Consider the following 13,745-nt stretch of genomic DNA (forward strand, 5'->3'; position numbering starts at 1 on the left):
TTCCTCCGGGCTTTCGTTCTGTTCTTGCGTTTCCGACTCTATCAGACTCTTTCGTGTCCGACTTCCTCGGTGCTTTCCAGGTTTTCGCTTTCGCGTTTTCCCTTTCCGGCGGTTCCGACTCTATCAGCGGTTTTCCTTCTCCCTGACCACTCTCCGCATTACCGAAAAGGCATACGAAAAGAAGGGGATCAAGATCGATACTGAAGAGGAGGAGTCCCGTCCATCGGCCGTTCGCGAGAAGTTCACACGAGGCGTCCTGGCGGGAGTCACGACAGTACAGCTCTGGGGGTGCCCAAGCAAATCGATTCAGGCGTATGGTCTAGTCCACCGGTCTAGTCCACTAGTCTCCGTGCCAACGGAGACGCCCGGATCAGGACCTACATCGGGCGAACCCGAACATCTAGTGCCATATCCTTCTGAAGAGTACGCCGTTCGCGACAGGTAGTGACGGCGACACGAAGAGCCCCACCCCTGGGAGGCCCCCATGACCAGCGTGACGTCCCCACTTGCCGGGCGCGCCATCGGACTCGCGGCAGTGCCCGATCCGGTGTTCTCCGGCGCGATGGTGGGACCGGGCACCGCTATTGATCCCGTGCGTGAGCCGTCGGAGGCGGTGTCCCCCGTCGACGGTGTGGTCGTCTCCCTGCACCCGCACGCGTACGTAGTCGTCGACAGCGAGGGGCACGGCGTACTCACGCACCTCGGGATCGACACGGTCCAGCTCAACGGCGAGGGCTTCGAGCTCCTCGTGAACAAGGGCGACACCGTGACCCGCGGCCAGGCCGTCATCCGCTGGAACCCCGCTGCCGTCGAGGAAGCCGGCAAATCGCCGATCTGCCCCGTCGTGGCGCTGGAAGCGACGGCCGAATCCCTCTCCGGCGTCGTCGAATCCGGCGACGTGAAGGCTGACGACGCTCTCTTCAGCTGGCAGTGACGCGTCCGCCTCTACGGGCGAGTCGTACATCCACCGCGGCGGCTCGGCCCGCCGCTCAATCGGAGACGGGTGAAATGGAGACAACGCTGCGAGGCGTCGGCGTGAGCCACGGGGTGGCGATCGGCGAGGTGCGGCACATGGGCACGGCGGTTCTGGAGCCGCCGGCCAGGCAGATCACCGCGGATGAGGCGGCGCGCGAACAGGGGCGCGCCCGTCAGGCCGTGAGTGCCGTGGCGGCCGATCTGATCGCCCGTGGCCAGCTGGCCGGTGGCGAGGCCCAGCACGTGCTTGAGGCCCAGGCGATGATCGCCGAGGACCCCGAGCTGATGGCGGACGTCGACCGGCGGATCGCCGTCGGCAGCACCGCGGAGCGCGGTGTGTACGACGCGTTCGCCGCGTACCGCGACCTGCTCGCCGGGGCCGGCGAGTACATGGCCGGCCGGGTGGCCGACCTGGACGACGTACGCAACCGCATCGTGGCGCGGCTGCTGGGTGTGCCGATGCCGGGCGTGCCCGACAGCGACGAGCCGTACGTGCTGATCGCGCGGGACCTGGCTCCTGCCGACACGGCGCTGCTCGACCCGGCGCTCGTCCTCGGTTTCGTGACCGAGGAGGGCGGGCCGACCAGCCACAGCGCGATCCTCGCGCGGGCGCTGGGCGTGCCTGCGATCGTGGCGCTGCCGGGTGCCGGTGAGATCGCCGAGGGCACCATGATCGCGGTGGACGGCAGCACGGGTGACCTGTTCGTGGACCCGTCGCCGCAGAAGCGGGCCGAGCTGGAGGCCGCGGCCGCCGAGCGGAGGGCGGCTCTGGCCGCGTCGTCCGGTCCGGGTGCGACCTCCGACGGTCACAAGGTGCCGCTGCTGGCCAACGTGGGCGGTCCCGCGGACGTGCCGGCTGCCGTCGAAGCTGGGGCGGAGGGTGTGGGCCTGTTCCGCACCGAGTTCCTGTTCCTGGACGACAGCAAGAAGGCGCCGTCCGAGGAGAAGCAGATCGAGTCCTACCGCAAGGTGCTCGAAGCCTTCCCCGAGGGACGTGTCGTCGTGCGGGTGCTCGATGCCGGCGCCGACAAGCCGCTGGACTTCCTGACGCCGGGCGACGAGCCCAACCCGGCGCTGGGTGTGCGCGGGCTGCGCTCGCTGCTGGACCACCCGGACGTGTTGCGTACGCAGCTCACCGCGCTGGCCAAGGCGGCCGAGGGGCTGCCGGTCTACCTTGAGGTCATGGCCCCGATGGTGGCCGACCGGATCGATGCCAAGGCCTTCGCGGACGCCTGCCGGGAGGCCGGTCTGAAGGCGAAGTTCGGCGCGATGGTGGAGATCCCTTCCGCCGCGCTGCGGGCACGCTCCATCCTCCAGGAAGTCGAGTTCCTGTCGCTGGGCACGAACGACCTGGCCCAGTACGCCTTCGCCGCCGACCGGCAGGTCGGCGCGGTCTCGCGGCTCCAGGACCCGTGGCAGCCGGCGCTGCTCGACCTGATCGCCATGTCGGCGGATGCCGCCAGGGCGGAGGGCAAGAGCTGCGGTGTCTGTGGCGAGGCCGCTTCCGATCCGCTGCTGGCCTGTGTGCTGACCGGTCTGGGTGTCACCTCTCTCTCGATGGGTGCCGCTTCGATTCCTTATGTGCGGGCGACGCTCGCCAAGTACACGCTGGCCCAGTGCGAGCGTGCCGCGGCGGCGGCTCGTGCGGCGGACAGCGCCGAGGAGGCCCGGGTGGCCGCGCAGGCGGTGCTGTCCGGCGAGTAGCCGGAGGGTGTGGTGCGGTTTCGAGGGGCCTTCGCCGGTGGCGAGGGCCCCTCGGTCCGTCCCGGACCGGTCAGTGGTGCGGCCCGGGTGCGTCGACCTCGTATCCCGGGCAGTATTCGACGCCCGATTCGGGGGCGACGGGTTCTCCGGTGTCGGCGTCGGTGCAGTAGGCGTTGAAGACGGCCGCGGCCGACAGGGCGGTGAGCCGGCCGCGGTCCAGGCGCCAGCCGTGGACCCGGTCCCGGCGGCTCTCTCCGGTGGTGCGGACCACCAGTCCCCCGGTGCCGCCGAGGGCGAGTCCCGCGGCGAGGACCGTCACGAAGTCGAGGCCTTCCCGGCCGTCGAGGCGAGGCGGGGTGTCCGGGTCGCCGGTGGTGTCGGCGTGCAGGACGGCGACGAGTTGCTGTGCCTCGGTCGGGATGCTGCAGACGAAGTGGTGGTGGCCGGGTCCGGCGCCGGCCACGAGGCGTTTGAGTGCGTCGGAGGCGCGGTCGAAGGAGGCGTGGCCGATGTCCTCGCCGCAGTCCGCGCAGTGGCCGACCTCGGCGAGGAGGCCGGTGGCGTACTCCCACGTGGCCTGGCGGACGGCTTCGTCGACGAGGAGCGGGACGAGCTCGTCGATGGGCTGGCCGCCGTAGGGCAGGAGGGCGCCGCTGCCGGCCAGCTCGGCGGTGAAGCGGGCGCGGGTTTCGGCGGTGTCCGGGTCGAGGCCGGTCTCCCCGCAGAACTCGGCGTACTCCTCGGGGTCGAAGAGGGCGACGGTGGTGTGGATGCCCTGGGCCGCGCGGGACCTGAGCAGGCCGTCCACGTGGTGGAGGTAGTCCTGGTGGTCGTCGAAGGTGAAGCTGCGGTAGCCGCGCATGGCCGCGAAGTCCCCGGCGTCGGCCAGTAGGCCGATGGTGCCGGGGACCTCGCGGCGCAGCAGGCGGCGCCGGTCGGCGGTGCGGGTCCGGTGGGTGCCCGTGGGCGTACCGGTGTCGTTCTTGCGTGGCATGGCTCCCCCTGAGTGTCGCAATCACTTGCTCACTCAGAGTAATCATCGCCACTGACAGTGGCCTCAGCCGCGGGTGCGGGCCAGCTCCTCGTAGAAGTGGAGGAGGTCGAGGTTGTCCACGGAGCCCGGGTTGACCGCCTTGGCCAGGGGGGCGCCCTGCAGGAGGCGCTTGACCGGGACCTCGATGCGCTTGCCGGTGAGGGTGTGCGGGATGCCGGGGACCTCGATGATCTCGTCGGGGACGTGGCGCGGGGAGAGTTCCTCGCGGATCGTCGCCTTGATCCGGGCGCGCAGGTCGTCGTCGAGGGTCGCGCCGGGGACGAGGTGGACGAAGAGCGGCATCCAGTAGCCGCCGTTCGGCTCCTCCAGGCCGATGACCAGGGATTCCTTGATCTCGGGGAGGCGTTCGACGGCCTCGTAGATGTCGGCGGAGCCCATCCGGACGCCCTGGCGGTTGAGCGTGGAGTCGGAACGGCCGTGGATGATCACGGAGCCGTGGTCGGTGAGGGTGATCCAGTCACCGTGGCGCCAGACGCCGGGGAACATCTCGAAGTAGCTGTCGCGGTAGCGGCTGCCGTCGGGGTCGTTCCAGAAGTGGATCGGCATGGACGGCATGGGGTTGGTGACGACGAGCTCGCCGACCTCGCCGGTGACCGGCTTGCCGGAGGGGTCCCAGGCCTGGAGGTCCGTGCCGAGGCAGGCGGCCTGGAGTTCGCCGATGTGCACCGGGAGGGTGGGAACGGCGCCCGCGAAGCAGCTGCACACGTCGGTGCCGCCGCTGACGGAGGCGATCCAGAGGTCTTCGGCGACCTCGTCGTGGAGCCAGCGGAAGCCGTCGGGCGGGAGCGGGGAGCCGGTGGTGGCCACGCACTTCACGGCGGAGAGGTCGAAGTCGCGGGCCGGGTGGACCTCGGCCTTGCGGCAGGCCATGACGTAGGCGGCGGAGGTGCCGTACAGGGTGGCGCCGGTGCGCTCGGCGATGCGCCACTGGGCGCCCGTGTCGGGGTAGCCGGGGCTGCCGTCGTAGAGGACGACGGTCGTACCGGTGAGCAGGCCGGAGATGAGGAAGTTCCACATCATCCAGCCGGTGGAGGTGTACCAGAAGAACCGGTCCTCGGGGCCGAGGTCGCAGTGCAGGCCGAGCTGCTTGAGGTGTTCGAGGAGGATGCCGCCCTGGGACTGGACGATGGCCTTGGGGAGGCCGGTCGTGCCGGAGGAGTACAGCACCCAGAGGGGGTGGTCGAAGGGGACCGGCTCGAAGACGGGCTCGGTGTCGCCCGAGGTCAGGGCGGACCAGTCGAGGGCGCCGGCGGGGGCGGGCGTGCCGAGGAGCGGGATGTGGACGACGGCGCGCAGGGAGGGGAGGTCGGCGCGGAGCTCGGCGACGGTGTCGCGGCGGTCGTGCTCCTTGCCGCCGTAGCGGTAGCCGTCGACGGTGAACAGGACGACGGGCTCGACCTGCTGGAAGCGGTCGAGGACGCTGCGGGCTCCGAAGTCGGGGGCGCAGGAGGTCCAGACCCCGCCGACGGCGGCGGTGGCGAGGAGGGCTACGGCGGCCTCGGGGATGTTGGGGAGGTAGCCGCTGATCCGGTCGCCGGGGCGGACGCCGAGGGCGCGCAGTTCGGCGGCGAGCGAGCCGACCTGGCGGCGGAGCTCGGCCCAGGTGACGGGGACGGGCTCGTGGGTCTCGTCCACGTACAGCAGGGCGGCGTCACCGGCGCGGGCCGGGTCCTCGGCGGCGCGCAGGGCGTGCTCGGCGTAGTTGAGGGTGGCTCCGGTGAACCACTGCGCGCCGGGCATGGACCGGTCGGCGAGGACGGACGCGTACGGGGTGGTGAAGCGGACGTCGAACCACTCGGCGACGGCCTGCCAGAAGGTGTCGAGCTCGTCGACGGACCAGCGGTGCAGGGCGGGGTAGCCGCCGTCGGCGGGGGCTCCGTGGCGCTCGGCGGCCCAGGCCTGGAAGGCGGTGATCCGGGCCGCGGCGATCCGGTCGGGGCCCGGTGCCCAGAGGGGTTCCGGCTGCGTGGCTGAGGTCATGGGTCGGCTCCCGGTCAAGTCTGCGGCTCGCGCTTCGTGTGCGTACGGTGCCGTCGCGCGGGGGTGTGGGCGCGGCGGCTCACAGGGGACCATGCCATGTGATCGTCCCCTGCACCAGGGCTGTCCTGGCGGGTCGGGTGATCGGCACGGGGGTGCCGCTGCCGGGTGAACGGCAGTTGAACGCCGTCCCTTCGGCCAGGGGCCGGTGGCAGGGTGAGCGGCATGAACGGTCGTGATCTGGTACGTGCGGTGAAAGACATCGGTACGGAGCGCGGTCGGCGCGCCTGGCGCTCGGCCTGGCGCCACCGGCGCTCGGACGCGGTGGGGCTTCCGCGCCGGGGCGCGGAGCGGGCGCGCGTGCCGGGGCTGCTGACCGGTACGGAGGCCCGGCCGGGCGGGGGCGTGCTGCGGTTCGCGCGCTCCGAGCTGCTGGTGCGGGTGGCGGTGGGCGGCGCGGTGTTCTGGAGCTGGGACGGGGCCGGGCCGACGCCCTCGTACGCGGTGGTGGGCGACGGCCCCGAGCCGGATCCGCGGGCCGTGCTGGAGCCGGACACCGGGGGCGGCTGGCGGGTGGTGTCGGAGCGGGTGACGGTGGCGGTGTCGCGGCACGGGGCGCTGGAGGTGCGTACGCCGGGCGGGGCGGTGCTGCGGCGGGAGGCGCCGCCGCGGTGGTGGGAGCCGGTGGATCCGCGGATGGGCGCGGCGCGGTGGCTGCAGCGGAGCGAGGTGCCGGCGGACGCGCGGTTCTTCGGGCTGGGCGGGCGGGCCGCGGGGCCGCGGCTGCGCGACGGGGCGTACCGGCTGTGGAACACGGATCCGAAGGGGGGCTTCGGGCCGGGGGTCGATCCGCTGTACCTGACGATGCCGGTACAGCTGGTGGTGGCGGACGCGGGGACGCACCTGGTGTTCCACGACAACTCGTGGGACGGGCGGGTGGTGCTGCGCGAGGGTGAGGAGGGTGCCGGTTCGGGGGCGGACCGGCCGGGGGCGAGCGAGCTGCGGATGGAGGGCGGGCCGCTGCGGTGCTGGGTGCTGGTGGGGACGCCGGCGCGGGTGCTGCAGGGGTGGTCGGGGCTGACGGGCGCGGCGGCGGTGCCGCCGGAGTGGGCGCTGGGGTACCAGCACGCGCGGTGGGGCTTCGGGAGCGCGGACGAGGTGCGGCGGGTGGTGGCCGGGTACGCGGCGCGCGGGCTCGCGCTGTCGGCCGTGCACCTGGACATCGATCACTACGACGGGCACCGGGTGTTCACGGTGGACGAGGGGCGGTTCCCCGATCTGCCGGCGCTGGCCCGGGAGTTGGGGGATCTGGGGGTGCGGCTCGTGTCGATCGTGGATCCGGCGGTGAAGGCGGGCGACGGGGTGCACGCGTCGGGGCTGACGGTGGGGCCGGGCGGGGCCTTCGTGCGGGACGCGCGGGGCGGGGAGGTGCGCGGTGAGGTGTGGCCGGGCGAGTGCGCGTACCCGGATTTCACGGATCCGGCGGTGCGGGAGTGGTGGGGCGGGCTGTACGAGGAGCGGCTCGCGCAGGGCTTCGCCGGTTTCTGGCACGACATGAACGAGCCGGTGTCCTTCGCGCCGTTCGGGGACACGACGCTGCCGAGGTCGGCGCGGCACGCGCTGGACGGCGCGGGCGGTGACCACCGTGAGGGGCACAACGTGTACGCGCTGGCGATGGCGCGGGCGGGGTGGGAGGGGCTGGTGCGGCTGCGGCCCGCCGAGCGGCCGTTCCTGTTCTCGCGGTCGGGGTGGGCGGGGATGCAGCGGTACGGGGGCACGTGGTCGGGAGACGTGGAGTCCAGCTGGGAGGGGCTGCGGGCCTCGCTGGCGCTGGTGCTGGGGCTCGGGCTGTGCGGGGTGCCGTACTCGGGCCCGGACGTCGGCGGGTTCGGGGGGTCCCCGTCGCCGGAGTTGTACGTGCGGTGGCTGCAACTGGGGGCCTACCTGCCGCTGTTCCGGACCCATTCGGCGATCTGGGCGGGGCGGCGGGAGCCGTGGGAGTTCGGGCCGGAGGTGGCGGAGCAGGCCGGGGCGGTGATGGCGGAGCGGGAGCGGCTGCGGCCGTACTTCGTGACGCTGGCCCATCTGGCACGGCGGACGGGTGCCCCGTACGTGCGGCCGGTGTGGTGGGGGACGCCGGAGGAGCGGCGGTTGCGGGACTGCGAGGACGCGTTCCTGCTGGGTGACGCGCTGCTGGTGGCGCCGGTGCTGGAGTGCGGGGCGGACCGGCGGGCGGTACGGCTGCCGCGGGGGCGCTGGTACGACACGGCGACGGGGGCGGCGTACGAGGGCCCGGGCCAGATCCTGCTGGAGGCGCCGCAGGGCCGGATCCCGGTGCTGGCGCGGGCGGGGGCCGTGGTGCCGGTGCGGGCCGCCTCCGGGGACGGGGTGGAGCTGGAGGTCTGGGCTCCGGCGCGGGGGCGCACGGGGGGCGGGGTGGTGATCCGGGACCCGGGGCCGGGCTTCGCGGCGGGCGCGGTGGAGCGGTACACGGTGCGCTGGCTGGGGGACGCGGTGGTGGTGGAGGACGAGGCGGGGAACCCGGTGGAGGGGGTCACCGTACGGGGCCTGTAGGCGCACGGGCCGGTGGCCGTGGGGCCCGTGACCGTGGGGCCCGTGGCCGTAGGGGACCGTGGCCGGCCGTAGGGGCCCGTGGTGCCGCTGTCGCCTCCCCCTCCCGGCGGATGCGCAACCATTTGTTGCGCATCCGCCGGGAGGGGGTTAGCTTTATATGCAACCGAAGGTTGCGAAAGATGGAGACGGCCATGGAGTACGGGAGCATCGAACGCGAGCTGCACGTCGACGCCTCGCCCGAGGTGGTGTTCGAGGTGCTGAGCAGCCCCGAGCACATCCGGGAGTGGTGGAGCGCCGAGACCACCGCGTTCGAGCCGGCCGCGGGCGCGACGGGCCGTCTCACGTGGACGGATCAGGACACCGGCGGGCACCAGTCCGCGCCCTTCACGGTCGTCGAGGCCGACCCGCCGCGGATGTTCTCGTTCCGGTGGACCTACGACGAGACGGAGACGGAGACGGCGGGTCCGGGCAACTCGCTGCTGGTGACCTTCGAGCTCGTCCCCGCGGGAACGGGGACCACGGTCCGTTTCCGCGAGAGCGGCTACCGCGAGCGGGGCTGGGAGGCCGCCGTGCTCGAAGCCCACTACAACGACCACCGGCAGGGCTGGGACTTCTACCTGCCGCGCCTGGTCGCGACCGCCGACCGGCTGGCGGCCGCGCGATGAGCACCGCCGTCGACGACGACCTGTGGTCCGCGATAGGCGACCCGACCCGGCGCCGGATGATCGATCTCCTGCTGGCCGACGGCCAGGGGACGGCGACGACCCTCAGCGCGCACCTGCCGGTGACCAGGCAGGCCGTGACCAAACACCTGGCCGTGCTCGACCGGGTCGGGCTGGTGCGGTCCGCGCCGGCGGGACGGGAGAAGCGCTATCAGGTGGACGAGGCCCAGCTGGCCCGGGCCGTGGCGCAGCTGAACTCGGTCGGCGAGATGTGGGACGCCCGCCTGCGGCGCGTCAAGAGCCTCGCCGAAGCGATCCAACGAGCCAAGGACGCGCAGAAGTGACACGGAGAAGTGAGGAGAGCGAGATGGTGGACATCCTGCACCGGGTAGGCATCACCGCGACCCCGGAGAAGGTGTACGAAGCGCTCACCACGGTCGAGGGCCTGGCCGCGTGGTGGACGACCGACACGAGCGGGAACGGCGACGGCGTCCTGGAGTTCCGGTTCGGCGACGTCGGCGGCTTCGACATGAAGGTGCTCGACCTGCGGCCGAACGCACGGGTGCTGTGGGAGGTCGTCGACGGTCCGGCCGAGTGGGTCGGGACCACGGTGAGCTTCGACCTGACCCAGGACGGCGAATGGACGATCCTGATGTTCGCGCACGCGGGCTGGCGCGAACCGGTCGAGTTCATGAACCACTGCAGCACCAAGTGGGCGATCTTCCTGATGAGCCTGAAGTCTCTGGTGGAGACGGGCTACGGCGCGCCGCATCCGCGCGACGTGCAGATCAGCAACTGGCACTGACGCCACCGCTGCTGAGCCCGAGGCTGCGAGCAGCCTCGGGCTCAGGGCGTCGCGCTCAGGGCGTCGGGCTCAGGCGTACTTGCCCGCGAACCAGGACGCCGCCGCCTGGGTGTGCAGGGGGAAGGCCAGCTCCGACGGGGTGCGCAGGACGTGCCAGCCGGTGGTCTCGTCCGTCGGCTTCGAGGCGGGGAGGTCCGCGGCCGGGCGGACCGGGAGGAGGCCGAAGAGGAGGAGGTGGCCCGCCGGGGAGCTCAGGGCGTCGGCCAGGACGACCTCCGAGGCCGGGGCCGTGATACCGGTCTCCTCGAAGAGCTCGCGGACGACCGCGTCGCGCCAGTCCTCGCCGAAGTCGATGAAGCCGCCGGGGAGGGCGACGCCGCCGAGGGCCGGTTCGATGGTGCGGGTGATGACCACGAGGCCGGTGCCGTCCGCATCCTCGACGGGGAGGAGGGTGACGGCCACCGGGAGCGGATTGCGGTAGGCGGTCGCCCCGCAGGCCGCGCAGGTGCGGGGCCAGGCAGGGGTGGAGTACGGGGCTCCGCAGGTGGAGCAGTGCGAGTCCTTCAGCTGTGCCGGCATCCGGCGATCGTATGCCAAGGGGCCTGGGGATGAGGGCCGTTGCGGCGCCGCCCCGGGGCTTGCCGGAGACTGTCGCCCGTGTGCGGCCGTGAGTACCGTGCCCGCATGACTTTCACCTCGTACGAGGAATTCTGGCCGTACTACGTCGCGATGCATTCGCGCGCCGCCACCCGCTGGATCCATCTCACCGGCACCCTCACCGGTCTGGCGGTGACCGCCTACGGGCTGGCGCGCGGCCGCAGGCGTTACCTCGCCGCCCTGCCCCTGATCGGGTACGGGACGGCCTGGCCCGCGCACTTCCTGATCGAGGGGAACAATCCGGCCACCTTCGGCCATCCCGGATGGTCGCTGCGCGGGGATGCGCAGATGATCCGGATGATGCTGGCCGGGCGCGACGCGGAGCTGGCCGAGATCGCGCAGAAGTGGCTTGCCGAGAATCCGTGTCAGGGCCGTTCACCCGTGGCAGACTCCTGACGATCCGTCAGATTGCTGACCAGGGAGGGGCATCGTGGCACGCACACGCACACCCGTCGTGAGCGGGTGGTTCACCGAGGACGCACCGGACGGCGGCGGCTTCCGGCTGCTCGGCACCCGCTGCTCGGCCTGTACCGCGGTGTTCTTCCCCCGCGAGGACGCCTACTGCCGCAATCCGCACTGCCCCGGCGGCGGCGAACTCGCCGAGGTCCCCCTCTCCCCCCGCGGCCGGGTCTGGTCCTACACCGACGGGCGCTACCGGCCGCCCGCGCCGTACGTGTCCGACCCGGCCGCGCCCTGGGAGCCGTACACGCTGGTCGCGGTGGAGCTGGAGGCCGAGGGGATGGTGGTGCTGGGGCAGGCCGCGCCGGGGGTGGGGGTCGCCGATCTGGCCGTCGGTATGGCGGTCGAGGTGGTCGGGGGCGTGCTGAACGAGGACGCCGGGACCACCGGGGCGTCCGGGACCGACGGATCCGACGGGACCGTCTGGACCACCTGGCAGTTCCGGCCGGTGGGGGACGCCGAGTGAGCGCCGACATCGCCGTCCTCGGGGCCGGTATGCACCCCTGGGGCAAATGGGGCCGCAGTTTCGTCGAATACGGGCGGTCCGCCGCACGGGCGGCGCTGGCCGACGCCGGACTGGACTGGAAGCAGGTGCAGTCGGTCGTCGGCGCCGACACCGTGCGTTCCGGCTACCCGGGCTACGTGGCGGGCGCCACCTTCGCCCAGGCGCTCGGCTGGCAGGGCGCGCGGGTCACCAGCGTGTACGCGGCCTGCGCGTCCGGCGCCCAGGCCATCGGAGCCGCCCGCGCGCAGATCCTGGCCGGCCTGGCCGACGTCGTGCTCGTGGTCGGCGCGGACGCCGCGCCCAAGGGGTTCTTCGCACCGGCGGGCGGCGACCGGCCCGACGATCCGGACTGGCTGCGGTTCCGCGTGCTCGGGGCCACCAACCCGGCCTATTTCGCGCTCTACGCCCGGCGCCGGATGGCCCTCCACGGAGACACCCTGGAGGACTTCGCCCAGGTCAAGGTGAAGAACGCGGCGGCCGGTCTGCTCAATCCGTACGCCCGCTACCGCAAGCGGGTCACCCCGGAGGAGGTCGCGGCCTCGGCGGTGGTCGCCGATCCGCTCCGGCTGCTCGACATCTGCGCCACCTCCGACGGGGGCGCGGCCCTGGTGCTCACCGGCATGGACTTCGCCCGAGCCCATGGGGTGGCCGATCCGGTGCGGATCCGGGCCGTCTCGACGGTGACGCCCACCTATCCGCGGACGGTGCTGGACCTGCCGGACATCGCCACCGACTCGGCGGTGGCGGTGGCCCCCGCGGCCGGGTCCTTCAGGTCCTCGATCGCGCGCGCCGCCTACGAGGAGGCGGGGCTCGGTCCGGACGACCTCTCGCTCGCCGAGGTGTACGACCTGTCCACCGCCCTGGAGCTGGAGTGGTACGAGGACATCGGGCTGTGCGGGGAGGGGGAGGGGGCGAAGCTCGTACGGGAGGGGGCGACGGCGCTGGGTGGCCGGATCCCGGTCAACACCAGTGGCGGGCTGGCCTCCTTCGGGGAGGCGGTGCCGGCGCAGGCGATCGCGCAGGTGTGTGAGCTGACCTGGCAGTTGCGCGGTACGGCCGGGGAGCGGCAGGTGCCCGGTGCGCGGGCCGGGATCACCGCGAACCAGGGGCTGTTCGGGCACGGGTCGGCCGTCGTGGCAGTGCGCTGAACTGCCGGTGTTGTCCGAACGCTTGACGGCCCCCGGCGGCAGGTTCACACTCGCTCCACAGTCCCGCGCCGCGACCGGGACCTTGGTCCCCCCGTGAGAGCTGCGGCCCGTACCCCAGTCGGCGGGGGTACGGGCCGCCTCCGTGTCAGGCTCCCGCCGAGAGGCTCCGGCGCCGTTCGCGGGCCAGGGACATCGCGTGTTCCACGACCCCCACCAGCACGTCCTTCACGGATTCCCGGTCCCGTGCGTCGCACAGCAGCACCGGTACCCCGGGGTCGAGGTCCAGTGCCGTCCGTACGGTCACCACGGGGTGCCGGTCGGCTCCGTCGAAGCAGTTGACCGCGACGACGAACGGGATCGCGCGCCGCTCGAAGTAGTCGATGGCGGCGAAGCAGTCGGCGAGGCGGCGGGTGTCCGCGAGGACGACGGCGCCGAGCGAACCCTGTGCGAGTTCGTCCCACAGGAACCAGAAGCGGTCCTGCCCGGGCGTGCCGAACAGGTACAGCACCAGGTCCTCGCGGAGCGTGATGCGCCCGAAGTCCATGGCCACGGTGGTGGTGCTCTTGCCCTCCACTCCCCCGGTGTCGTCGACACCGACGCCCGGCTCGGAGAGCCGTTCCTCGGTGCGCAGCGGTCTGATTTCGCTCACCGCGCTGACCAGGGTGGTCTTGCCCACCCCGAAGCCGCCCGCGACCAGGATCTTCAAGGTCAGCGGCTCGACCGGCGACACCGCGTGCATGGCACCGGTGCGGCTAAAGCGCCCGAAGGCCATCGATCACCTCACGCAGAATGGATTCATCGGGCAGTTCTGCCGGTGGTACCGGCCTGGTCACGTGGACCAGTTCCTCGTCGACCAGGTCGCCGATCAGGACGCGGACGACCCCGACGGCGAGGTCGAGATCGGCCGCGAGTTCGGCGACCGACTGTGGTCGGCCCCGGCACAGCCCGAGGATGTGGGCGTGTTCCGGGGAGAGGGTCATGTCCCAGACCGGATCGTCGGCCGCCGGTTCGGCGACGACGAGTGCGATCAGGTCGAGTCGGTGCTGGCCCGCGTGGCTGGTCCGGCCGCGGGTCATGGCGTACGGGCGGACGACGGGCCCCGCGTCGGCGTCGAACCAGTGCGCGTGGTCGGGGTCCAGGTGGTCGGGGTCGGAGTAGGACGGGTCGACGGTGAAGCCGGCCGGAATTCCGGTGGGGTGGTCCTGGCCTGAATCGCTCATGCCTT

Annotated in this window: 14 protein-coding genes; 9 read left to right on the plus strand and 5 right to left on the minus strand. The window is 72.5% G+C overall.

The window, feature by feature from the left end; translation table 11 throughout:
• The first annotated feature begins 484 nt into the window (after positions 1-484).
• A complete protein-coding gene (locus tag ACFY0D_RS38560; protein WP_382550567.1) occupies positions 485-934 on the plus strand; it encodes a PTS glucose transporter subunit IIA in 450 nt (149 codons plus the stop codon).
• Positions 935-1,008: 74 nt separating this feature from the next.
• Positions 1,009-2,679 carry a phosphoenolpyruvate--protein phosphotransferase gene (gene ptsP, locus ACFY0D_RS38565; protein WP_390802543.1) on the plus strand — a complete coding sequence of 557 codons (1,671 nt, stop codon included), beginning with the start codon at positions 1,009-1,011 and terminating at the stop codon, positions 2,677-2,679.
• A 70-nt stretch (positions 2,680-2,749) separates the two neighbouring features.
• Here the strand turns inward: ptsP and ACFY0D_RS38570 are convergent, their stop codons facing one another.
• Both ACFY0D_RS38570 and ACFY0D_RS38575 read right to left on the minus strand, forming a co-directional pair.
• Positions 2,750-3,673 (minus strand): hypothetical protein, encoded by a 924-nt coding sequence (locus ACFY0D_RS38570; RefSeq protein ID WP_390802544.1) that lies wholly within the window; start codon positions 3,671-3,673, stop codon positions 2,750-2,752.
• A gap of 63 nt (positions 3,674-3,736) precedes the next feature.
• Complete coding sequence (locus ACFY0D_RS38575; protein WP_390802545.1) at positions 3,737-5,713, minus strand: acetoacetate--CoA ligase; 1,977 nt, start codon at positions 5,711-5,713, stop codon at positions 3,737-3,739.
• A gap of 222 nt (positions 5,714-5,935) precedes the next feature.
• Here ACFY0D_RS38575 and ACFY0D_RS38580 point away from each other — a divergent pair, with 222 nt between their 5' ends.
• The 4 genes from ACFY0D_RS38580 to ACFY0D_RS38595 all read left to right on the plus strand — a co-directional run bounded on the left by ACFY0D_RS38580 (position 5,936) and on the right by ACFY0D_RS38595 (position 9,751).
• On the plus strand, positions 5,936-8,284 hold the full coding sequence (locus tag ACFY0D_RS38580) for a TIM-barrel domain-containing protein (protein ID WP_390802546.1): 2,349 nt from the start codon (positions 5,936-5,938) through the stop codon (positions 8,282-8,284).
• A gap of 179 nt (positions 8,285-8,463) precedes the next feature.
• Positions 8,464-8,949 (plus strand): SRPBCC domain-containing protein, encoded by a 486-nt coding sequence (locus tag ACFY0D_RS38585; RefSeq protein WP_390802547.1) that lies wholly within the window; start codon positions 8,464-8,466, stop codon positions 8,947-8,949.
• Entirely contained in the window at positions 8,946-9,290 is a 345-nt protein-coding gene (locus ACFY0D_RS38590; RefSeq protein WP_390802548.1) for an ArsR/SmtB family transcription factor, read from the plus strand. Before ACFY0D_RS38585 ends, ACFY0D_RS38590 begins: the two co-directional genes overlap by 4 nt.
• Positions 9,287-9,751 (plus strand): SRPBCC domain-containing protein, encoded by a 465-nt coding sequence (locus ACFY0D_RS38595; protein ID WP_390802549.1) that lies wholly within the window; start codon positions 9,287-9,289, stop codon positions 9,749-9,751. Before ACFY0D_RS38590 ends, ACFY0D_RS38595 begins: the two co-directional genes overlap by 4 nt.
• Before the next feature lie 69 nt (positions 9,752-9,820).
• Here ACFY0D_RS38595 and ACFY0D_RS38600 read toward each other — a convergent pair whose 3' ends face one another.
• Positions 9,821-10,330, minus strand: coding sequence for an NUDIX domain-containing protein (locus ACFY0D_RS38600; protein ID WP_390802550.1), 510 nt, complete (start codon positions 10,328-10,330; stop codon positions 9,821-9,823).
• 105 nt (positions 10,331-10,435) lie between these two features.
• Here ACFY0D_RS38600 and ACFY0D_RS38605 point away from each other — a divergent pair, with 105 nt between their 5' ends.
• The 3 genes from ACFY0D_RS38605 to ACFY0D_RS38615 are packed head-to-tail and all read left to right on the plus strand — an operon-like array spanning position 10,436 to position 12,520.
• On the plus strand, positions 10,436-10,804 hold the full coding sequence (locus ACFY0D_RS38605) for an Mpo1-like protein (protein ID WP_390802551.1): 369 nt from the start codon (positions 10,436-10,438) through the stop codon (positions 10,802-10,804).
• Between the two features lie 34 nt (positions 10,805-10,838).
• On the plus strand, positions 10,839-11,333 hold the full coding sequence (locus ACFY0D_RS38610; protein WP_390802552.1) for a Zn-ribbon domain-containing OB-fold protein: 495 nt from the start codon (positions 10,839-10,841) through the stop codon (positions 11,331-11,333).
• Entirely contained in the window at positions 11,330-12,520 is a 1,191-nt protein-coding gene (locus ACFY0D_RS38615) for a lipid-transfer protein (protein ID WP_390802553.1), read from the plus strand. The genes ACFY0D_RS38610 and ACFY0D_RS38615 overlap by 4 nt, the downstream gene beginning before the upstream one ends.
• A 145-nt stretch (positions 12,521-12,665) precedes the next feature.
• Here the strand turns inward: ACFY0D_RS38615 and ACFY0D_RS38620 are convergent, their stop codons facing one another.
• A complete protein-coding gene (locus ACFY0D_RS38620; RefSeq protein WP_030016310.1) occupies positions 12,666-13,292 on the minus strand; it encodes an ATP/GTP-binding protein in 627 nt (208 codons plus the stop codon).
• Positions 13,273-13,740, minus strand: coding sequence for a DUF742 domain-containing protein (locus ACFY0D_RS38625; protein ID WP_301372505.1), 468 nt, complete (start codon positions 13,738-13,740; stop codon positions 13,273-13,275). Before ACFY0D_RS38625 ends, ACFY0D_RS38620 begins: the two co-directional genes overlap by 20 nt.
• Between the last annotated feature and the right edge of the window lie 5 nt (positions 13,741-13,745).

Source organism: Streptomyces sp. NPDC001502 (assembly GCF_042894785.1).
Lineage (GTDB): Bacteria > Actinomycetota > Actinomycetes > Streptomycetales > Streptomycetaceae > Streptomyces > Streptomyces kutzneri.

Excerpts from the sequence above, each read along its gene's own strand:
- ACFY0D_RS38585 (WP_390802547.1), top strand. The coding sequence starts at position 8,464 with ATGGAGACGGCCATGGAGTACGGGAGCATCGAACGCGAGCTGCACGTC.
- ACFY0D_RS38625 (WP_301372505.1), bottom strand. The coding sequence starts at position 13,740 with ATGAGCGATTCAGGCCAGGACCACCCCACCGGAATTCCGGCCGGCTTC.
- ACFY0D_RS38600 (WP_390802550.1), bottom strand. The coding sequence starts at position 10,330 with ATGCCGGCACAGCTGAAGGACTCGCACTGCTCCACCTGCGGAGCCCCG.
- ACFY0D_RS38620 (WP_030016310.1), bottom strand. The coding sequence starts at position 13,292 with ATGGCCTTCGGGCGCTTTAGCCGCACCGGTGCCATGCACGCGGTGTCG.
- ACFY0D_RS38570 (WP_390802544.1), bottom strand. The coding sequence starts at position 3,673 with ATGCCACGCAAGAACGACACCGGTACGCCCACGGGCACCCACCGGACC.
- ACFY0D_RS38560 (WP_382550567.1), top strand. The coding sequence starts at position 485 with ATGACCAGCGTGACGTCCCCACTTGCCGGGCGCGCCATCGGACTCGCG.
- ACFY0D_RS38590 (WP_390802548.1), top strand. The coding sequence starts at position 8,946 with ATGAGCACCGCCGTCGACGACGACCTGTGGTCCGCGATAGGCGACCCG.
- ACFY0D_RS38580 (WP_390802546.1), top strand. The coding sequence starts at position 5,936 with ATGAACGGTCGTGATCTGGTACGTGCGGTGAAAGACATCGGTACGGAG.
- ptsP (WP_390802543.1), top strand. The coding sequence starts at position 1,009 with ATGGAGACAACGCTGCGAGGCGTCGGCGTGAGCCACGGGGTGGCGATC.
- ACFY0D_RS38605 (WP_390802551.1), top strand. The coding sequence starts at position 10,436 with ATGACTTTCACCTCGTACGAGGAATTCTGGCCGTACTACGTCGCGATG.
- ACFY0D_RS38575 (WP_390802545.1), bottom strand. The coding sequence starts at position 5,713 with ATGACCTCAGCCACGCAGCCGGAACCCCTCTGGGCACCGGGCCCCGAC.